The 19,631-nt window shown below is 51.9% G+C and carries 17 protein-coding genes; 3 read left to right on the forward strand and 14 right to left on the reverse strand.

Going from position 1 to position 19,631, the window contains the following annotated elements:
- Positions 1 to 11: 11 nt before the first annotated feature.
- From CBW46_RS12235 to CBW46_RS12290, 12 genes are all read right to left on the reverse strand, one after another.
- Complete coding sequence (locus tag CBW46_RS12235) at positions 12 to 875, reverse strand: sugar phosphate isomerase/epimerase family protein (RefSeq protein WP_089200289.1); 864 nt, start codon at positions 873 to 875, stop codon at positions 12 to 14.
- Between the two features lie 30 nt (positions 876 to 905).
- Positions 906 to 2,279 carry an extracellular solute-binding protein gene (locus tag CBW46_RS12240; protein ID WP_089200290.1) on the reverse strand — a complete coding sequence of 458 codons (1,374 nt, stop codon included), beginning with the start codon at positions 2,277 to 2,279 and terminating at the stop codon, positions 906 to 908.
- A 51-nt stretch (positions 2,280 to 2,330) separates the two neighbouring features.
- Positions 2,331 to 3,197, reverse strand: a complete 867-nt coding sequence (locus CBW46_RS12245) for a carbohydrate ABC transporter permease (protein WP_089200291.1) — start codon at positions 3,195 to 3,197, stop codon at positions 2,331 to 2,333.
- A 12-nt stretch (positions 3,198 to 3,209) separates the two neighbouring features.
- Entirely contained in the window at positions 3,210 to 4,118 is a 909-nt protein-coding gene (locus tag CBW46_RS12250) for a carbohydrate ABC transporter permease (RefSeq protein ID WP_089200292.1), read from the reverse strand.
- A 5-nt stretch (positions 4,119 to 4,123) separates the two neighbouring features.
- The gene (locus CBW46_RS12255) at positions 4,124 to 6,256 is read right to left on the reverse strand and encodes an ADP-ribosylglycohydrolase family protein (RefSeq protein ID WP_089200293.1); all 2,133 of its coding nucleotides are present in this window, start codon (positions 6,254 to 6,256) and stop codon (positions 4,124 to 4,126) included.
- 11 nt (positions 6,257 to 6,267) lie between these two features.
- Positions 6,268 to 7,149, reverse strand: coding sequence for an ABC transporter permease subunit (locus CBW46_RS12260; protein WP_165842282.1), 882 nt, complete (start codon positions 7,147 to 7,149; stop codon positions 6,268 to 6,270).
- 18 nt (positions 7,150 to 7,167) lie between these two features.
- Positions 7,168 to 8,055 (reverse strand): carbohydrate ABC transporter permease, encoded by an 888-nt coding sequence (locus CBW46_RS12265; RefSeq protein WP_207802285.1) that lies wholly within the window; start codon positions 8,053 to 8,055, stop codon positions 7,168 to 7,170.
- 57 nt (positions 8,056 to 8,112) lie between these two features.
- Positions 8,113 to 9,381, reverse strand: coding sequence for an ABC transporter substrate-binding protein (locus CBW46_RS12270; protein WP_165842283.1), 1,269 nt, complete (start codon positions 9,379 to 9,381; stop codon positions 8,113 to 8,115).
- A 218-nt stretch (positions 9,382 to 9,599) separates the two neighbouring features.
- On the reverse strand, positions 9,600 to 10,439 hold the full coding sequence (locus CBW46_RS12275; RefSeq protein WP_089200296.1) for an AraC family transcriptional regulator: 840 nt from the start codon (positions 10,437 to 10,439) through the stop codon (positions 9,600 to 9,602).
- Positions 10,440 to 10,646: 207 nt separating this feature from the next.
- A complete protein-coding gene (locus CBW46_RS12280) occupies positions 10,647 to 11,180 on the reverse strand; it encodes a GNAT family N-acetyltransferase (protein ID WP_089200297.1) in 534 nt (177 codons plus the stop codon).
- An 87-nt stretch (positions 11,181 to 11,267) separates the two neighbouring features.
- Complete coding sequence (locus CBW46_RS12285; RefSeq protein ID WP_089200406.1) at positions 11,268 to 12,953, reverse strand: L-lactate permease; 1,686 nt, start codon at positions 12,951 to 12,953, stop codon at positions 11,268 to 11,270.
- Positions 12,954 to 13,168: 215 nt separating this feature from the next.
- The gene (locus CBW46_RS12290) at positions 13,169 to 13,849 is read right to left on the reverse strand and encodes a FadR/GntR family transcriptional regulator (RefSeq protein WP_089200298.1); all 681 of its coding nucleotides are present in this window, start codon (positions 13,847 to 13,849) and stop codon (positions 13,169 to 13,171) included.
- A 117-nt stretch (positions 13,850 to 13,966) separates the two neighbouring features.
- Here CBW46_RS12290 and CBW46_RS12295 point away from each other — a divergent pair, with 117 nt between their 5' ends.
- Together CBW46_RS12295 and CBW46_RS12300 are read left to right on the forward strand one after the other, a co-directional pair.
- Entirely contained in the window at positions 13,967 to 15,379 is a 1,413-nt protein-coding gene (locus CBW46_RS12295; RefSeq protein ID WP_089200299.1) for an FAD-binding oxidoreductase, read from the forward strand.
- 71 nt (positions 15,380 to 15,450) lie between these two features.
- On the forward strand, positions 15,451 to 16,704 hold the full coding sequence (locus tag CBW46_RS12300; RefSeq protein ID WP_243633296.1) for a (Fe-S)-binding protein: 1,254 nt from the start codon (positions 15,451 to 15,453) through the stop codon (positions 16,702 to 16,704).
- A gap of 234 nt (positions 16,705 to 16,938) precedes the next feature.
- On the opposite strand, the gene CBW46_RS21310 is transcribed toward CBW46_RS12300, so the two are convergent.
- Complete coding sequence (locus CBW46_RS21310) at positions 16,939 to 17,085, reverse strand: hypothetical protein (RefSeq protein ID WP_165842285.1); 147 nt, start codon at positions 17,083 to 17,085, stop codon at positions 16,939 to 16,941.
- A 209-nt stretch (positions 17,086 to 17,294) separates the two neighbouring features.
- Here CBW46_RS21310 and CBW46_RS12305 point away from each other — a divergent pair, with 209 nt between their 5' ends.
- The gene (locus CBW46_RS12305) at positions 17,295 to 18,338 is read left to right on the forward strand and encodes a potassium channel family protein (RefSeq protein WP_089200301.1); all 1,044 of its coding nucleotides are present in this window, start codon (positions 17,295 to 17,297) and stop codon (positions 18,336 to 18,338) included.
- Between the two features lie 91 nt (positions 18,339 to 18,429).
- Here the strand turns inward: CBW46_RS12305 and CBW46_RS12310 are convergent, their stop codons facing one another.
- The gene (locus tag CBW46_RS12310; RefSeq protein ID WP_089200302.1) at positions 18,430 to 19,611 is read right to left on the reverse strand and encodes a hypothetical protein; all 1,182 of its coding nucleotides are present in this window, start codon (positions 19,609 to 19,611) and stop codon (positions 18,430 to 18,432) included.
- Positions 19,612 to 19,631 lie beyond the last annotated feature (20 nt).

A 19,631-nucleotide genomic window follows, 5' to 3' on the forward strand; every position in this document is an offset into this window, starting at 1 on the left:
CTTCTTCTGCGCTACGCTTCTGCCAACATCCGCTTGACGTTTTCCATGCCCAGCTTGGACCCGAGCCTGCATTCCTCCATGCCTTCGAATTCCACGGAGATATAACCATCGTAACCGGACTCCTTGATCAGCCGAAGCACTTCCGGTATCTTAATATCGCCGTGTCCGATAATCGCTCCTCTCAAATGATTGCCGCTTGCCGTTTGAAACCATCCGGTGCCCGGATTGCGGTCAGCCGGGCGCAGATAGAAATCTTTCAGATGCACCACACAAGCGAAAGGGAGATTCTTCTTCACCGCGGCCACGGGATCTTCGTCCACGCACATGAAATTGCCGATGTCCAGGGTCGTTTTGAAGTTGGTACGGTTGACCGCATGGATTAAGCTTTGAATCCTGCCGCTGGATTGGATGAAAAAGCCGTGATTTTCAACGCTGGTTGTTATCTGGTGCTGAGCCGCATAGTCGGCTATGATCCGGCAGGCGTTGACCAGAGACTCCAGATCCGCCTCGAACTGCTGAATCGCACACTCATCCACGGGCCGGAAGGCAACATCATGCCGCATTGTGCTCACGCCAAGGGCCTTCGCGATATCCACGTGCTTGATAACACGTTCGATCTCCCGCTCATACTCCGAGTGGTCCGGTTGAATGAAATTAGATGATACACAGTAATTCGAAATGTCTACGCCGACTTCTTGTGCCTTTTCCACAATTGCCTGTATTAACTCCGGACTTTCTTCCAAGTCAAAGCCGAACGGAGATATCTCCACATGCTCTCCACCGTTGTCGGCAACCCATTGAACAGCGTGCAGCACATCCATTTCACCGGTAGTGATGGCACGCGACAAACTGTATGTACTCAACCCGATTTTCATCCGGTCCCCTCCTTCAATTACTCTATTCCGTCACTTCAAGTTCTTTGACCAATTTTCCGCGCGGCTCTGCAAATCGTCCAGGAAGGACTGAATGTCCGGCGCATTTCCCTGAGCTGCTTGGCTGACAAATCCGTTGATGGCCGGGCTTATATCGCTCAGATAGAAAGGATTCGCCTCGTCCATAAGCTCGGAATGCGAGACCTCAGCCACCTTCAACGACTCTCTCACGAATTTATCCTCAGGCAGAACAAAATCTGGATTTTTCAGAGACGGCATATAGGAAAAATAACGGTAATTATGCTTCTGCATTTCGTAACCGGCAAGGAATTTCATCACCTCCCAAGCAACCTCAACATCCTTTGCCTCTTTTGCCATGATGATAGGATCAACCGCTGCCCATCCCTCTCCTTTCGGGCCGACATTCATCGCCGTCCCATAGCGGTCCAGCAGGCTCTTATCCCCGCTCACCCGGAATTCGCTCATGGTGGTGGCACCGGTCATATCGAGACCTATCGCGATGTTGTTCTTCGCCAGCCCGAAGTTTTCCGCTCCCTGCGCATTGACGAAGCCCGGAGGTGCTAAGGGGGCCGCTTTTTTCAGATACTCCAGAACTTTCACCATTTCCGGAGAATTCAACTTCCATTTAATGTTCTTCATGTCGGACAGGCTGCCTTCGGCCCCTTTGGCACCGAATGCCATAGTCAACGCCACGAAGGTGGATCCGTTGATCGAGTTGCCGGCCCAATAGAGGCCGTAATTGTGTTCACTTGTTTTGGGGTTGTTGCCGGTCATTTTTAATGCGCTTTCCAACACTTGTTCGGCAGATGCCTGCTCGGGAAGCGGAGGCACTCCCCAATCCTCAAATAGCTTTTTGTCGTACATGGTGATTCTTCTCCCGAGCACGGCGGGAATACCGAAATGATGGGCTTTATCAGGCGATTTGGTGCTGTAAGAATTATTCCATACACCGCTGATGTACAGATTCGGATCAAATTCAGGATCACCCTGGATCAAATCGTCGATATCCCGAATCAGTCCTGCCGCATACCATTGGGAGGCATAAGCTCCGCCAGTGTAAAGAATGTCGACATCTTTGGAAAGAAGCATTGCTGATTGCTTGGCTTTGGCGTTTTCCCAAGGGACTTGATAAATTTCCAATTTGATATTGGGATACATTTGTTTAAACGTCTTATCCAAAAACTCATTCAGTCCAACGCTTTCCGCGCCGGTCAGGGGATCAATTCCATTGTCCAGCTGCCAACCCGCTAATGCAACTCTCACCGTGCCTGCCAGATCAGACTTCTTTTCCACTGGCGGTGTGTCCATTGCAGCTTCCTCGGAAGAACAAGAAGCCAAACTAACAGCAAGCATTATCGCTAAACAAAGGAGTACAACTTTTTTCATTGCGGTTTACCCCTTTCTCAAATATAACACGACTGAATCGAACACGGTGCCTTATTGCTTGATGCCCGTCAAGGCGATGCTCTCAATGATGTACCTTTGAAGGAACAGATAAACGACTATCACAGGGACTAGGCTGACCGTTGTGGCAGCCATGATGATGGACGGGAATTTGTTAATGCCGTTGTTGTAGGTGAACATCGCAAGACCAAGCTGAATCGTATACTTAGATGCGCTTTTTAAAGCCAGCAAAGGCCATAGCAGGTCGTTCCATACGCCTAAAAAAAGAAGGATCACCATAGTTGCGACAATTGGAGTACACAGAGGAAAATAAATTCTGGAAAAAACCGTAAACTCTTTGGCACCATCCATGATGCCTGCCTCTCTTAAGCTGGAGGGAAGCTGATCAAAAAAGGCTTTGGCCAGGAACGTGCCGAACGCGTAGTTGAGTGCCGGCAGGTAGAAGGCCCAGTACGAGTCAATAAGATGCAGCTTGCTGAAGAGCAAGTATTGCGGAATCATAGTCATTTCGAACGGAATCATCATGGTACTTAACGCCAGGACAAGAACCACATCTGCACCTTTGAAACGGATCTTGGACAAGGCGTAGCCCGAAAGCAGCGCTGACCCCACACTTACCAAAATCACGCCGCAGCTGACATATACCGAATTGAGAATATATTTCAGCATCGGCACGTTCGTGAACGCCGCTTTGTAATTTTTGAAGGACGGATCTTCCGGCCAAAATCTCGGAGGAAAGCCTAATTCAAGCCTCGCAGCCCAGTCAAAGCTCGTGCTCACCATCCATACGAAAGGTATGATCATCACAAGCGAGCTTAAGGAGAGAATCAAGGTCAGGAACCATTGGACTACAGCTTCATTCAGCCGCCTCGAGGTACTTCGGAATTGCAAGGACGACATAGCCTCCCTCCTTCAGTCAAAACTGTCTTTTTTTCTGTTGAGTCTAAGCAGCAGAACCGTAAGCACAAGAATTACGAGGAACAGTAAATAAGAAGCCGCCGTCGCCAAGCCCATTTGCCCTGCCAGGAACGCGTTCCTGTAAATATACAATACGGCGCTGAGCAAGGATCCACTGGGGTTTCCCGCTGTTCCGCCGATCAGCCACACATCGGTAAAACGCTTCATGCTGCCGATCGTGCCCATCACAATCATGAACACGAAAATCGAACGCAAGTACGGGATGGTTATATACCACCATTTGGTTATCCCTCCGGCGCCATCCACCTCGGCAGCCTCATACAGCTCGCGGGGAACGCTCTGCAAACCGGCTATGAAAATAATCGTGTTGTAACCTAAAGCTCCCCACATGCTCATCATGACGATACTCAGCCGGGATACATTAGGGTCCGTGAACCAACCGACCGGAGCGATCTCGAACCATCCGAGCGCGAAGTTAAGCAGTCCTTCTTTGGTCGGAAAGAACAAGAAAGAAAACAATAGTGAAGTCGCCACGGCGGAAACTACGTTGGGCATAAAGAAAATGCCTTTGAAGATGTTTTTGGCCGTCACGAATTTCAAGCTGTTAATAACGCTTGCTAACACAAAGGAAACCGCAATCCCAAGCGACACCGATAGAATGCCCATGTACACGGTGTTGGAAAGAGACTGCCAAAAAATCGGATCATTCAGCACGTAGGCATAGTTGGCTGAGCCGACCCATGCTCCCCCGAGATTCGCACCCGACGTCTGGTGAAAGCTCATGTAGAGCGCCGCGAGCATTGGATAAATGGCAAAAGCAAACACACCGATAACCAAAGGAGAAACGAAGGCAAATCCTGTCCAGTCGTGTCGTGTCAATCTCCATTCACGCCGCTGTGCCATCTGGCTCATATCCCCTTCACCGAGAAGCCTTTGAAGTGGCTGTGGCTGCCATGGAAGCTGGAGAAGCCGATCTGGCCGGTTAAATACGGTTGATCGTTATCGCTGTATTCGATCTTTGGCTCGCCATTCACGCTAATCTTGAAGCGGTTACCGTTCGCTTCCACAGTGATCGAGTATGTTTCTTCAGTGCGCCACACACAATCGGCTGCCGCCAATTGTGTATAGCCGTTGTCGTTTTTGTAAAGCACGATTTGATTTTCAGGCGCGAGCCCAGCCGCGTAGGAGCGAATCGCTCCCTGCACACGAAATTGGATGTTATGGCAGCCTCCGGTCTTGGGGACAACCTTGCCTGTAAACACATAATCGTCCCAGTGCAAATCACCGGTATAACACTCCGCCGGCTCACCGTAATAGCTGCCGCTTAATTCCCCGTCCTCCAGCGTCCATAAGCCTCGGAGATACGTAAATTGAGATACTTCAATGTGCAGCGTATTCCATCTCTCCAACCGCTCCTTCGCAAAGTCCAGCTCATAGTCCGGTTTGCCGGAGAAATGAACGTCATCGACGTAAGCGCTAAGAGTACTATCCCAGCCGTGCATCGGAATCAATTCAACACCAGCTTCCTCCAAGCAGACACCACTCATGAAGGGGATATCAAGACGCACGTCTGCCCACTCACCGGGAAGCAGTGTTTTACTTTTACCGTAATGCCGAATGCCGGCGTTGCCGTCTTTTACATATGCGCGAGCTTTCACCGGATTCGTCTCCGCAAAAGGTATCATCACCTTCGCTTCTAACGACTGCCCCGGATAAAGAAGCGGTGAGAAGCTCGGATCGTAACGGCTGTCGTTGAAATCGTCGGGACGGTAGTAAGTTTTATGGTAAACCCGGAAACCGCAGCCGCCGCGTACCTTGTCAAATGTGATCTTGAGCGAGCCCGTTCCGCTGGCTGCGGCTTCCGTCGTATGTTCTACAGCTCCCGTCACGTGCCAATCTGCATCGGAATCCAGACGGAACGCATGTGTCGAGCCGGGATATTCAAAATGAAAGCGAGGCCCAACGCCAGCTAACACTGCTTTCCACTCGGCAGGCGGCTCTTCGCCGGCGATCTTGTAGCCAAGGTTGGCTATATAGGCGGCGCAGCCCGGAATATCCACGATGTTAAGTGAACCGATGACGGTGGAGCAGCACAAGAAGTCGTTGATCGGTTTTCGCCAGGAGTAACCAATACCGCCGAGACCGCTGCGCACGCCCATGATCGTACCCACGTTAGCAACGTTGCAGTCTGTGTCCCAGCCGCACATGTTGCATATATTGATTGCGCGGCTGAAATCACCTGCGCCGTACAGCAGAGAGAGCACGATCACTGCGGAATTGGGGATGATATGGCAGGCACCGGGATACCGGTCGTAGCCAAAGTTCTCGTGCACGTGCCGGAAGCAGTCCCGCCAGTTGCCGGGATTGTTCTCGTAGTAGCTGATGACGTCTCTGGTGATACGCGCGTATTCGGAATCCGCCGGAATTACAGACAGGCCGGCCGCAATGATGTTCCCGATGTCTTGCTCCGTGAAGGCTGCAGCAATACAAGCAGCGATGAACATACCACCATACTTGCCGTTACCGTCATGCGACACACTGGCCATTTTTTCAGCGTATTCGCTCGCGAGCTGGGGATTCCCGGGTGCGATCAGACCCCACGCATCGATGAAAATCTGGCCCCCGATTTGTTCAGCGACGGCGGACCCGTTCTGTTCCAGAGACCCCGATCTGGGAGCGGCAATGCCATTTTTTAAATTCAAATAAGCCGTATGCTCCGTTGATTTTCCATACCCGCCCCACCAGAAAAAGCCGTGTCCGTCCGGCACATAATTCAGCCACGTCAGACCCATTTGCTCCGCTGTAATCTCACTCGTGTAAGTGTAATCCTCCAACGCCCGCAGAAAAACCATAGGCCCGTTGGTATCGTCGTCTGCGGCAAAGTTTTTGAATTCATGCAAGTAACCGGTAATTTCCCCAAACGTGCGTTCCAACCGTTCATATGTCCAGCCTTCTACGTTACCCCCATGCCGGACGCCGATGATCTTGCCCAGCCAGCCCGCGTAAACCTTCTCGATATAATCCATCGGAATACTCGACATGCCTCAGCCTCCTATTCTTTAATACCGCTCATGACCACACCTTCCACGAAATGCCGCTGAGCTAAAAAATACACAAGCAGCACCGGCAATGTAACAATCACAGCTCCCGCCATCATATAGTTCCACTGCGTCGTGTAAGTGCCTTGAAACGTTGCAAGTCCCAGCGTTAGCGTCTTCAACTCGAGCTTGTTAATGTAAATCAGGGGTCCGAGAAAATCGTTCCACGTTCCCATAAAGATAAAAATCGCTAAGGTGACCAAAGCCGGTTTCGCGTTAGGCAGCATAATGTGCCGGTATATTTGCGGAAAGCTGCAGCCGTCGATCATTGCCGATTGCTCGAGCTCCTTCGGAAGTGTGAGAAAAAATTGCCGGAGCAAGAAGGTCCCGAAAGCACTGAACAACGCCGGGACAATGAGAGCGTTGTGGGTGTTCAGCCAGCCCAGCGACTTGATGATTTTGAACGTAGGTATCATTGTGACCTGGTATGGAATCATCATCGTCGCCAAATATACGGTGAATAATGCGTCACGTCCGGGAAATTTCAACCGTGCAAAAGCGTACGCTCCCATCGAGCATGTAAGCAGCTGGCCCACCACCACGAGCAGCGTGATCTTCGTTGTGTTTAACAAAAATTTCCCCCACGGAGCGCTATTAAACATATAAATATAGTTCTCCCAGAGCAGCCGGCCCGGAATCCACACAGGCGGAAATGCATACATTTCATTCAAGCTTTTGAGAGAGCTCGAGATCATCCAGAAAAACGGGATAATCATCAACAGCGACCCGGTTAGCAAAAACAGATGTATCGCTGCATGTCGCCATAGCTTTGAGCCCCTGCTTACCCTGCTTACAACCGTGCGCTGCAGTTCAACGTTTGCTTTGGGAGTACTCATCAAGCCTGACCTCTTTTCTCAATAAACGTCTTTGCTCTTGGCGAGCCTCATCTGGATCAAAGTAACGACAAAGATGATGGCGAATAATATGTAAGCCATAGCGGACGCGTAGCCCTGTTTGAAAAACTGAAACGCATTCTGGTATATCCAGAAGACCACAACGGTAGTGGATTTGGCAGGGCCGCCTCCCGTCATAACAAAGATTTGGTCAAACACCTGGAAAGAGCCGATAATAGACATCACTACAACAAACAAGGTGGTATGCCTCAGCAGAGGAACCGTAATGTAGAAAAACTGCTTGATCCCGCTAGCCCCATCTATCTTCGCAGCTTCGTACAACGCCGGAGAGATACCCTGCAGGCCTGCAAGGAAGATCACCATGTTGAAGCCCAGGTGTTTCCATATGCTCATGATAATGATCGCGGGCATTGCCCACTCAATACTCGCTAGCCATTCCGGCTGATACATATTCAACCGGGCCAGTATGGCGTTAATTAAACCGTAATCTGTGTTATATAACCACTTCCACACTTGAGCGACGGCGACCATGGATGTCACCACAGGGATGAAGAATGCGGTTCTGTATGCCCCCATGAAGCGAATTTTCGCATTTAATGCAATAGCCACAATTAACGCTAAAAGGACTCCCAAAGGTACCGTGCCCAAAGTGAAATACAGCGTATGGCTTAGTGAGGCTAAAAAATCCGCATCATGCAGCAGATTGGCATAGTTAGTTACACCGATCCACTTGGGCGACGTGATTCCATCGTACTTGGTAAAGCTCAAATATAGGGAACTGACGACTGGTATTAAGGTGAAAATCAGAAATCCGACCATAATAGGAGTGATAAATATATATCCCCATAGCGTTTCTTTGTAGCGGTAAGATCGCGGCGAAGTTATCATCGGGTGCCTCCTGTCAGAACAGCCTAAAAGCATAATTAGTTCAGAGCCTACAGTGGTTCACTCGCTCAAAATCTGGTTCATGGTGCTGACGATTTTGGTCTGCGTCTCCTCAGGCGATTGCGTGCCGAGCAGCATCAGATCGATTTCCTGTGTCACCGCCAGATTGATTTCCGCAGATCTCATATTCGTAACTTCCTCCAAGTTAACCATTGGCGCGCTGGCGATGAACGCTTTCACGTTGTCCGGAAACTTCGAATCGAGAATCATTTGGTTCGCCGCGTTGTCCTGCGTCGCAGGCAGAGCCATATTGTACTTGGCCACAATATTCATCCCTTCCGGACCCACGAAAAACTTCAATACCTCCCAAGCCTCTTTCGGATGCTTTGTCTCCGCTGATATGCCCCATTCCAGCACCCCTGCCTTGGTAGTCTGTGTGACCCCTTTAGGCATTCTGACCACATCCCATTGGAAGGGCAGCGGCTCGGCTTTAAAAGCCGGGAGCTGCCATAATCCTGATGCGAACATAGCAACCTGCCCGTTGCGGAACTGCGCGTCACTGCCCTGGCCCTGTGCTTTTTGTTCCGCCGGATTCGGGGAAGAACGATCCTGCACTGCAATCCGATGCATCAGCCGCAGGGCATTCAGTGCCTCCGGCGTGTCGAACCCGCTTTTCGTTCCATCCGACGAATAAATGTGAGCGCCCGCCCGGTTTAAGAATCCTCCCCAACTGAGCACGCCGTTCTCGATCAGATAGCCGTACTGCCTTTGCCCGGAATCAGTGAGTTTCTTAGCCGTCTCAATAAATTCCTGTTCCGTCCAGTCATCCGTCGGATACGGCCCCCCTTGTTTATCAAACATATCTTTGTTGTAGTACATCACCAAGGGAGACACTTCCTGCGTGAGCGCGTACAGCTTACCATCTACTCTGAAGGCATCCACAAGCGGTTTATAAAAGCTGTCCAAGTTGAAGCTCGCATCTCCCTCGATGAATTCATCCAGCGGCATCAACACACCTTTTTCCGCGAATGGAAACACCCAATCGTTCAAATACAAAATATCAGGAGCTTCGCCGCCGGACACTAGCGTCATCGTTTTCTGGTAGCGATCCGTACCAAGATCCACCCATTCGATTTTGATATTCGGATGCTTCTGCATAAACAAATCTGCGGTCTCATATCTCAGCTTCTTCTCTTGCTCGCTGCCGGATACGGACATTTTGATAGTGACTTGCCCCCCGGCGTCGGTGCTGTCCGTTGTGCATCCGGCTGTCAATGCTGCCGCCAGCGCGGCTCCAATTAGTACCGATAGCAGCTTTCGCTTAGGCATCTGAAATCCCTCCATTGTCGGATTAATTTCCACCACTCACCAGAAAACGGTGCGACGTCACCTCCTAGTTTCAATGTCAGATGGTCATGGACAGCCGTTGCAGTCAGCGGCCATATGGCAATGATCTGTAACCGTTTACAGAGCTTTGGATCAAGTATAGGCCATTGTCAGGACACAATTCTTCACGAAAAACGTTGAATTGTTCACAAAAACGGCTATTATTTTGATTTGCAAAAACGGTACTGATTTGGGGTCATACCAACAATGGCGTTGAACGCTCGGTAAAAAGAGTTATGGTTTTGAAAGCCTGACTGGAGATATACTTGCATGATAGACAAGTCCGTGCTTGCCAACAGCTTTTTGGCTTCATTGACCCGCAGCTCAGTCAAATAGTCCTTAAATCCGATCCCCATTACCTCCTTGAACAAATGCCGCGTCCGCGAGGGGCTAAGCGCTAGCTGTGAGGCCACATCCGACAACTCCAACGGCTCGCGGAAATTTTCCTGTAAATAGCTCAGCGCAGGCAATAAGATGAAATACAACGAAAAGACACTGTTGTTCCTCCCAGGAGGCGAGTGCTGACCATAATGTCGCAGCAAGAGCGCACATATCTGCATCATCGTGCCGCGGATCATGGCTTGAAAAGCCGGCTGACGTTCTGCGAATTCCTGCCGTAGAAAATGAATAAGCTGTCCGATCTTGCGGGCAGCCGTCTGCTCAGCGGGAATCTGATTTTGAAATGTTGCGGGGCGATAAATAAATGGCAGCAGCAGTTCCTGTTCACTCTCGACGATTTCTTTACTGAAAAAGACAAACAAATATTTGCTCGGATTATCCGGGTCGGATTGAGCGATATGTCTCTCCATGTTATTGACAACGAATACATCCCCTGCCTTCGCCCGATATTTTTTGTCTCCAAAGAAAAACCAACCGCTTCCGGACACACAATACCCGATTTCCAATGCAGTATGCCAATGAAATGTTTCCAGCGAGGAACTCGGCGTCCATTCTGACACTTTCACCGGCAAGTCTCTTTCCAGATCATAGGCTACTTGCATCAAACAACTCCTCCTGTGCGAATGATAAATTCCGAAGCACGCTTCTCACTCTTTACAATGTAACCACAACGCAAAATAAGGAGTCCACTGAATTAGTGGCTCCCTATTGTTGTTACATGTGGCTGTCATCGCGGCGCTTAGCAGTTAACTGTTTGTGGCCCGCTCAACTAGCAGCACGATCCGGTTGAGCTGTGCTGCACCCGCTCGCTATAGCTCATAGCGCTTCTCCCATGACCAAAATTGTGCGTCTTGTTGCGGAATAAGCTTGATTCCCATTTTGATCAGCAGCAAATTGTTACCGGCTTTGTCCTGCATTTCTTCTGCGTCAAAGGGCTTAAAGCCCAGCTTACGATATAGCAACAGCGCTCTTGTGTTGATGTTATGGCACATCAATTTTAACTGTCTGACGCCTGCTTCTTTTCTGGCTTTCTCCATCATCGTTTGGATAAGATATGCACCGGCACCTTTTCGTCTGTGAGCGGGCGAAATAATGACGTTGCCCAACCAACAATGGCTGCCCTGTTGTACGTCATATAGATTGCTGTATCCCACAACTTCGTCAGACAAAGTGATCACCGTCGCCGCGTGCCGTTGGAGCGCTAACGCTTCGATTGCTGCGGGAAGGACTGGATACGTCCACCGCGGGTACATGTAAAACAGCTCCGACTCATTCTGTGGGAAGGCCGAGATTATTGCAAAATCGTCATTCCTGACCGGCCTATGCGCGTACATGCAATGCATCACCCCTTTCGGTGGGAATGGATGTGGGGCTCTTCATTTGAGTTTATATGCGTTCGGCCCATTTTATTACTGGCGTATGGCCCCCAATCAGGGTACCATCCAGGAGAACACCGAAAACTGTAAGTAGGTGATCACGCAGACAAGCAGCACAAGGAAAATGCTGTGCCTCACAGTGAAGCGGAACAGCTTGGACTCGCTTCCCGACATGCCTACCGCTGCACAGGCAACTGCGATGGATTGCGGCGAAATCATTTTGCCCATCACCCCTCCGCTGCAGTTCGCAGCCACAGCCAAAACGGGACTCATGCCGATGCTGGTGGCGGATACTTTTTGCAAATTCCCGAACAGCATGTTCGAAGAGGTATCCGAGCCAGTGATAAACACACCCAACCAGCCCAGCAGCGGCGAAACTAAAGGAAACAGCATGCCGGCTGACGCGACGGCCTTGCCTAACGTAATGCTCATGCCGGATGAGTTAGTCACGTAAGCAAACCCGACAACCGAACAGATCGTAAGCAGCGGGATTCTCAGCTCATGCACGGTCTCTCCGAAAGTAGTCCACCAAGTTCTCCAGGGCACGGCCAAAATGAATTTGCTGACCACCGCGGCAAAAAGGACGGCTGTCCCGGCTGCGCCCAGCAGATCCAGCTTGAAAATGGCGGGGATAGGCTGCCCGTCCGCACCAATGATCAGGTTGTGGAGGCCCGGCACCGTCGGATGGAAGCTGAGCGCCCGGCCAATCATATTGATAGCCTCGAGGAAGCCGTTGTTTCCCTTATAGCCTCCGACCAACGCATCCTTGAAGCCGCTCACTCCCCAGAGCGAAATGAATATGGTAAGCACCAAAAACGGCGACCATGCTTTCAGAACCTTCCCGGCGGAATGGGGCGCATTAGGGACTTCGGACGTTGCAGCTATCGCCGCCATCGCCTCCTGCTCCGCGAAGCGTGAGATGGACTGCGGCTTCCACACCTTTAAAAAGAGCGTCAAACACAACATCGATACCAACGCGGACAGAATGTCGGGAAGCTCAGGTCCCAGAAAATTCGAAGTGAGGAACTGCGTCAGCGCGAACGATACGCCGGTCACTACGATGGCAGGCAGCACTTCCTTCGTCTTTTTCCAGCCGACCATCACCACCACCATGTACAGCGGGATAAACACCGAAATGAACGGCAGCTGCCGGCCGACCATCTTCGAAATATCCTGGACCGGAAGTCCTGTTGGGCCGGCTACCGCGGTGATGGGAATACCGATCGAGCCGAACGCTACCGGCGCTGTGTCGGCCAACAAGCATAATCCGGCGGCGGAGAGCGGGCTGAAGCCGAGTCCGATCAGTAATGCCGCACAGATGGCTACCGGCGCGCCAAACCCGGCGGCACCTTCCAGAAACGCCCCAAAGCAGAACGCGATCAGCAGAAGCTGAAGCCGGCTGTCTTCGGTAATCGAAACGATCGAAGTACGGATGATTTCGAATTGACCGGTTTTTACGGTGAGCTTGTACAAAAATACAGCGGTGACAATGATCCACGCAATGGGAATTATACCGTAAACGCCGCCTTGGACCGCGGACATTAACGCCATAGTCACCGGCATCCCGTAGGCTGTCACCGCGATCAGCAGACAGACGCTGAGCGTGGCCAAACCTGCATAAATGCCCTTCATTCGCTTAATCGCGAGGGCCCAAAAGAAAAATAAAGTAGGTACGATTGCGACAAGTGCCGACAATGCCAAGCTGCCGTTCACCGGTATAAAATTCTGAGTCCATGTCATAATTTGCTCACCCCAGCGAAATGTTAAAGCGCTTACGTGCATCTCGATAAATATGTGCGATGATATGATCATCAGACGAATTTCTTGTAAGCGCTTTTCAGATAGCCCTGATTATAGGGCATGTTCCCAGGTTTTGGCAAGTGTTGCATCGAGGGCTAGGACCGACAACATGCCCCATAGAACAGTGTATCGGAGGACGCCAAAAATAATCTCTGTTAGTGTGGGAGACTCTGCATCACCTGTTCCAGATGCTGCTTCATCATCCGAGATGCCTGCCGCACATCTTGCTGCACGATCGCCTCATAGATCGCCTTGTGTTCTTCGACCAACAAGTGAGGCGTCTGAGTGACCTGTCTTAGCCACAAACGGCGGGAAGCCTGCATCATGTCACGCAGCGAAGCGGACAATCCTTCCATCATGGTGCGCAGGTATGGATTCTGTGACGCTCTCGCGATGGACAAATGAAAATTAGCGTCATGCAGCTGGCTGATTTCCTCATTGCCGATCGCGTCCTCCATTTGCTGCAGGCTTCTGCTTAGATCCGCTATGTCTGCCTCGGTACGATACCGCGCGGCTAACTCGACACCGCCTACTTCTACGATTTCTCGCATCTGCATAAGCTTGCACAGATCTTCCTGATTGGCTGACTTCATCTGCTCCAGCGTGGAATGCAGCGCATTGGCGGCCACATAGGTGCCTCCGCCTTGCTTGGATTCGATCAAGCCGTGTGCCTTCAAGTAAGACAGTGCTTCTCGAATGGTAGACCGGCCGACCCGGTACTGTGCGGCAAGGTTTTCTATGGTGTCAATTTTTTGTCCCGGCTTTAAGCGTTCAGTTTGAATCATGCGCTGCAGCTCGTCGGCGATGATTTCATAATTTTTTTGACCCAAATTCATGGCGCGCCCCTCGCTCCTGTAAAAAAAATGATATCAATAATCTACTACATTTCAGCAAATTATGGTATACTCCATGAAAAATAGATCTGATGACCTGATAACTAAGGAGGCGTTAATGTGCTGTCAGCTGAATTGAAACACCGGTTGAGTGCGATCGTCGGTGATAAATATTATCTCGATACACCGAATGAATTGTATGCGCATTCATATGACGCGACACCCATTTTTCAAGCGATGCCCGATGCGGTGCTGCTGCCTGCGACGGCGCAGGAAGTGTCGGCGATTTTGCAGCTGGCTAACGAGCATGGCGTGCCGATCGTCCCCCGCGGTTCCGGCACCAATCTGGCCGGCGGGTGCATTCCCGTAGACGGGGGCATCGTGCTGAACATGACCAGATTTAATCGCATTCATGAAATCGATTCCAAAAACCTGACGGCCACCCTAGGTCCCGGCGTGGCCACGGCTGAGCTGCACAAGGCCGTTGAGGCGGAAGGTTTATTCTATCCTCCGGATCCCGGGAGCATGCGGATATCGACGGTCGGCGGCAACCTGGCTCAATGCGCCGGCGGCATGAGAGGCTTAAAGTACGGCGTAACCAAGGATTACATTATGGGGATCGAGTACGTCCTGCCGTCCGGTGAAATTTTGCGCTCCGGCGGCAAAAATGTTAAAGACGTCGCCGGCTACGACATGACCCGCTTGATGGTGGGCTCGGAAGGCACGCTCGGGGTCATCACCGAGATTACGGTGAAGCTTCTGCCCCTGCCGGCGACAAAACGCACGCTGGTTGCGTACTTCCACAATCTCACCGATGCCGCCCGCACTGTAGAACAAGTAATCGCCTCCCGGATTATCCCGGCTACCATCGAGTTTCTGGATCAGTCCACCATGAAGGTGGTGGATGACTTTGCGAAGCTCGGTCTTCCGTTGAACATGAAATCGATGCTGCTGATCGAGCAAGACGGCAGTGAAGATCAAGTCGTGCGCGACATCGCACAGATTGAGGAGATCGCTTGGTTGGAGGGAGCCGCAGACGTCCAGCTAGCGAGGACGTTCGAGGATGGAGCGAAGCTGCTGGCTGCCCGCCGCTCAGCGCTGGCCGCTCTTTCCCGGCTGCGCCCGACTACCATACTGGAGGATGCCACGGTTCCCCGTTCCCGCTTGGCGGAAATGGTGGAGGAAGTGGAGCGGGTGGCGGAAAAGTATCAGCTGCAGATTTGTACGTTCGGGCATGCGGGCGATGGTAACCTCCACCCCACATGTATGACCGATGAGCGGGATCAAGACGAGATTCACAAAGTGGAGCGAGCGTTCGAGGAAATCTTCCATGCCGCCATTCGGCTGGGCGGTACGATCACGGGCGAGCATGGCGTAGGCATGGCGAAGATGGACTATCTGCCCCTCAAAGTCGGGGAAGGCGGAGTGGAACTGATGAAACGCATCAAGGCGGCATTTGACCCTAACAACATTATGAATCCGGGTAAAATGTTCGCGAACAGCGCCCGTCGCAGAGTGGTGGTGCAGCAATGAGCACCTTACCGCAGTCGCCGCCCGCTTGCCAAACGAAAGATGCAAAGACGCCGCCGCTCCACAGCTTCAACATGGATGAGATTATGAACTGCATGCACTGCGGGTTCTGCTTGCCCTCCTGCCCCACCTATCGGGAGACGGGGATGGAGTCGTACAGCCCCCGCGGCCGGATCGCTCTCATGAAGGGCGTTGCTAACAACAGGCTGAAAATAGACGCCGAGTTTGAAAAAAATATGTATGCCTGCTTGGGCTGCCGGGCGTGTGAAACGGCTTGTCCTGCCGGGGTTCCGTACGGAAGCCTCATTGAAACAGCCCGCAAGGCGGTCGAGGACAAGAAGAAAAGTGATACTGGCATGCCACTGGTTCGCAGGCTTATTTTCAACAAAGTGTTTCCCCATCCAAAGCGTATCAGAGCGCTTGGTACTGCGTTATGGGCCGCTCAGGCCGCGGGACTGCAAGGGCTCGCCAGCAAAACCGGGCTTATCCGTATCCTGCCCCGGGAAATGGCGGAGATGCAATCCTCCGTGGAGAAAATCGCTTCGCCTATGGCGCGAAAGAAGCGGCGGGCGTACATGCACGCCGCACGTGAGCCACTGTACAAAGTGGGCCTGTTCACCGGATGCGTAATGGATGTCATGTTTTATGAGACGAATCAAGCCACCGCGAACCTGCTGAACAAGGTGGGATGCGACGTCATTTTTGTAGAGCAGCAGTCATGCTGCGGCGCACTGCATGCGCACGCGGGGGAAAAGGACGGTGCGGTCGACCTCGCGAAACGCAACATAGAAGCGTTCGAGAAAGCGGGGGTCGACTTCATTGTGAACAATGCAGGCGGTTGCGGCGCCGCATTGAAGGAATATCATCACTGGTTTCATGACGATCCGGAATGGCAAGCGAGGGCCATGGCGTTTGTGGCAAAAGTGCGCGATGTGAACGAATTGCTGGCAGAGCTGCCGCCAACTGCGTTCACCAAGACGCTGAATCTCCGTGTGACTTACCAGGATTCCTGTCACCTGGCACATGGCCAAGGAATTCGCAATCAGCCCCGTCAACTGCTGCGCAGCATCCCCGGAGTAGAGCTCGTCGAAATGAATAACGCGGACAGCTGCTGTGGATCGGCAGGGATATACAACATTACGAATTTCGATATGTCCATGCAAATATTGGACCATAAGATGGACGATGTGAAGTCCACGAAAGCAAATGTAATTGTGACCTCAAACCCGGGTTGTCTGCTGCAAATGAGACAAGGCATTATCCGGGCCGGCCTGCAGGCACACATGGAAGCAGTGCACATTATGGATCTTCTGCACCGGGCGTTGTAAAAGGGCGAGGCATGTTATCAGCCGAGCAGACGAAGCAGGGATTCAGGCATAGCATAAGCATTACTGCTCTGTGCTGCCGCGGCTTGTCGCCGGTTTGGGTGAGGGCTGCGGTGTGGATGGCCTCCGCTCTGTCCGTCACGCAGCGCGGCAACGCGCACCGGAATACGCCACGCAACGCGCGCCGGGACACGCCACGTAGCGCAGCAACGCGCACCGGAATCCGGCGCGCGTTGCCTATTTGTGCTTGTTTTTGATATCCTCAGCTCGCTTTAATACGGCCTCGACTTGCTTCTGCGTTTTCTCCAAATCCTTGAACATCTTCTGGATCCCCTTGTTGTCCATGAGGAAATTTAATCCCGCTTTTAGCAGTCTTTTGTTCAATCCGGCCTCCCCCTCCATCTACTTTTCTCACAGTTTATGGCAAACTATTGAGACACGTGTGAGCGGCCGTCACCGCGGGCATCGTTAATAGACAGGAGTGCTGCTGCTACAGAAAAGGTGGCAAAAAATAGCGCATGTCATGGTAAAATACATTGTATACAATTGTCGAATGTAATCGGATCGACGTGTGATCCGGCGAGGAGGAAGCGATGCTTTTTTTCACAAGACTCATTTTGCGGCTCATCCGGGTAAGCAATATCTTCGTGTTCGGAGCGGCCGCAGTATTTATTTTTTCCACTTCGCTGCTCGCGTACCGGTTGGAGCCGGACACCTTTGAAACGCTATTCAACGCCCTTTGGTGGGTGATGACCACGGTTACCACAGTCGGCTACGGGGACTTTTACCCGCGCACAACGGCAGGCAAGTGGCTGGGCATGTTCCTATTCATATTTGGGGTGAGTTTGCTATCCATCACCATTAGCAAGGTCATCGACGCTCTTTTGGTGTATCAGAGAAAAAAGGAGGCAGGGAAATTGCAGTATCACGGGCAAAACCATTTTGTTATCATAGCATGGAGCAAACATGCAGAGCTGGCCATACTGGAGATCCTGAACACGGACCCGTCTGCGGAGGTTGTGCTCATTGATTCAGCGGAAAAAACACCCCTAACTCACGACCGGGTACACTATGTACAGGGCAATCCGGTGCAGGAGGCTACGCTTGTGATGGCTAACCTAGCTAAGGCCAGAGCCGTGTTCATATTTGCCGATGAAGTAACGGAAAATCACACTGTGATCCGTGACACGGCATTTATCGACGGAAAAACTTTGCTGGTCGCCACGGCCATTGAGCGGAATTATCAACATGTACATACCATTGTGGAAGTCAAGGACGAGGGAAACATACGTAACTTTCAACATGTGAAAGTGGATGAATTCATTTTGGGTAACGAAACCATTTCCCATCTGGCGGTACGTTCAGCGTTCAATCCCGGCGCCTCCAAAATTTTATCGCAATTATTAACGCGAAGGGATGAAGGGGATCTTTTTCAAATTAACAAAAACCCTCAATGGACCACATACCGTGACGCCTTCGACGATCTGCTGAAGCAAGGAGCTACACTCATTGCGGACGGCGACAACCTCGGCATCAATCAGCGGCTGGACGACAAAATTCCAGACCAAGCGCAGCTGTTCGTGATCTGTGATAAAGCAGCGTACGAGAGGCTGGTGAGCAGGAGAGGTTCGCGCTAGGCTTGTGGAGGGTGGCAGAAAATTAAAAAAACAAGCCGGCCGGAGGCAGTCGTATTTCTGCCGCTCTCCGAGTCCAGCTCTTGCAAAACCATTATTTGCGCAATTGCCCTTCACGCTGTTTGCGCGCCTCCGCGATACTGCTGTGAAAATCCGGCGTGGCACTCAATATCCAGTTCCGGTGCAGCACTGCCGTTTCGTCATGCTCCGGCTGCTCATACGGCCACTCCTCGCCTACGCCTTCAGCATACTCTTTCATCAGCAGCAGCATGGCAATGCTCCACTGCCGTGCCCCTCTCGTATTCGGCACCAGCGGGTAATACTGGTCGTAAGCGGAGCGAATCAACGCATGAACCACTTCCTGCAAAAGGCTTGGAATATGCGCCTGCTCCACTTTCGCCGCGAGATCCTCCGGCATGACTGGCTCGTCCGTAGACGCATGCTGCTCATATTCCTCTATAGCGACAAAACCCTGCTGCATAGCGATCCAAAGCTTCATCCGGTCCAACGCAGGCTTGTACGACGCAGGCACCGTTATGGTCAGCTCCGGCGTCGGATCATCCAAATTGATCACGAAAGATTCGCCCATCTTCACGATCTTCGCATTACCCCGTACGCCCAGCCACCTGAGTGCAAGCAGCGCATGCGTCCTCACCTTGCCGTCAATCTGTTCGTTGCGGCATACCCTGCGTAGTAATCTCTCGCTTCTCGGATCAGGCAGCATACAGAGCAGCCGCACGCCCGACAGCACCGTCTCAGGGTCTGCCAGCCAAGATTCGGCTAAGCCGAAGATGGAGTCAATCGACTCGGTCAGAGTCCAGTCCAGCTCGATCCGGCGGTCTGCCAGCTCCTGCAGGCTGAGCATACCCTGCTCTTTCAACACCTGTTCCCCGTGGTCCGCCAACATTGCGTTATAAGACCTCTCCAGGTCGTCGGCCATCTGAGTGAAGGTCTCCCGCTCCTGAGCGGTTGTGCCCACCCGGGTGGACATCGCACGAATCCATTGCGAGAGCGCCAAAGGATTATTTTGATACATCATCATCGCAAAGGATATCATATCCTTATCGTACGGCAGCTGCTGAGTCAGGGCGAATCTCGCCAAAATCGTCTGTGCGTCGTACTCTTTTCGCATCAAACTAAGTGCCAGCACCAGCCCATTCCAAGCGTTGCCATTCGTATTGTCCGCCAGTGTGGCGCGATAGAAACAAAAAGCTGACGCACCATACGATTCTTGCTGCAGGTACTGACGGCCCATGCCGCCGAAATCTTGGCTCATCCCCAGTTCATCCCCCGTGA

This window comes from Paenibacillus xerothermodurans (assembly GCF_002220865.2).
Classification (GTDB): domain Bacteria; phylum Bacillota; class Bacilli; order Paenibacillales; family NBRC-103111; genus Paenibacillus_S; species Paenibacillus_S xerothermodurans.

What these genes read in the sequence shown, in the direction of transcription:
- CBW46_RS12235 (WP_089200289.1), bottom strand. Translation starts at nt 875, where the DNA reads ATGAAAATCGGGTTGAGTACATACAGTTTGTCGCGTGCCATCACTACC.
- CBW46_RS12240 (WP_089200290.1), bottom strand. Translation starts at nt 2,279, where the DNA reads ATGAAAAAAGTTGTACTCCTTTGTTTAGCGATAATGCTTGCTGTTAGT.
- CBW46_RS12245 (WP_089200291.1), bottom strand. Translation starts at nt 3,197, where the DNA reads ATGTCGTCCTTGCAATTCCGAAGTACCTCGAGGCGGCTGAATGAAGCT.
- CBW46_RS12250 (WP_089200292.1), bottom strand. Translation starts at nt 4,118, where the DNA reads ATGGCACAGCGGCGTGAATGGAGATTGACACGACACGACTGGACAGGA.
- CBW46_RS12255 (WP_089200293.1), bottom strand. Translation starts at nt 6,256, where the DNA reads ATGTCGAGTATTCCGATGGATTATATCGAGAAGGTTTACGCGGGCTGG.
- CBW46_RS12260 (WP_165842282.1), bottom strand. Translation starts at nt 7,149, where the DNA reads ATGAGTACTCCCAAAGCAAACGTTGAACTGCAGCGCACGGTTGTAAGC.
- CBW46_RS12265 (WP_207802285.1), bottom strand. Translation starts at nt 8,055, where the DNA reads ATGATAACTTCGCCGCGATCTTACCGCTACAAAGAAACGCTATGGGGA.
- CBW46_RS12270 (WP_165842283.1), bottom strand. Translation starts at nt 9,381, where the DNA reads ATGCCTAAGCGAAAGCTGCTATCGGTACTAATTGGAGCCGCGCTGGCG.
- CBW46_RS12275 (WP_089200296.1), bottom strand. Translation starts at nt 10,439, where the DNA reads ATGCAAGTAGCCTATGATCTGGAAAGAGACTTGCCGGTGAAAGTGTCA.
- CBW46_RS12280 (WP_089200297.1), bottom strand. Translation starts at nt 11,180, where the DNA reads ATGCATTGCATGTACGCGCATAGGCCGGTCAGGAATGACGATTTTGCA.
- CBW46_RS12285 (WP_089200406.1), bottom strand. Translation starts at nt 12,953, where the DNA reads ATGACATGGACTCAGAATTTTATACCGGTGAACGGCAGCTTGGCATTG.
- CBW46_RS12290 (WP_089200298.1), bottom strand. Translation starts at nt 13,849, where the DNA reads ATGAATTTGGGTCAAAAAAATTATGAAATCATCGCCGACGAGCTGCAG.
- CBW46_RS12300 (WP_243633296.1), top strand. Translation starts at nt 15,451, where the DNA reads ATGGATGAGATTATGAACTGCATGCACTGCGGGTTCTGCTTGCCCTCC.
- CBW46_RS12305 (WP_089200301.1), top strand. Translation starts at nt 17,295, where the DNA reads ATGCTTTTTTTCACAAGACTCATTTTGCGGCTCATCCGGGTAAGCAAT.
- CBW46_RS12310 (WP_089200302.1), bottom strand. Translation starts at nt 19,611, where the DNA reads ATGAGCCAAGATTTCGGCGGCATGGGCCGTCAGTACCTGCAGCAAGAA.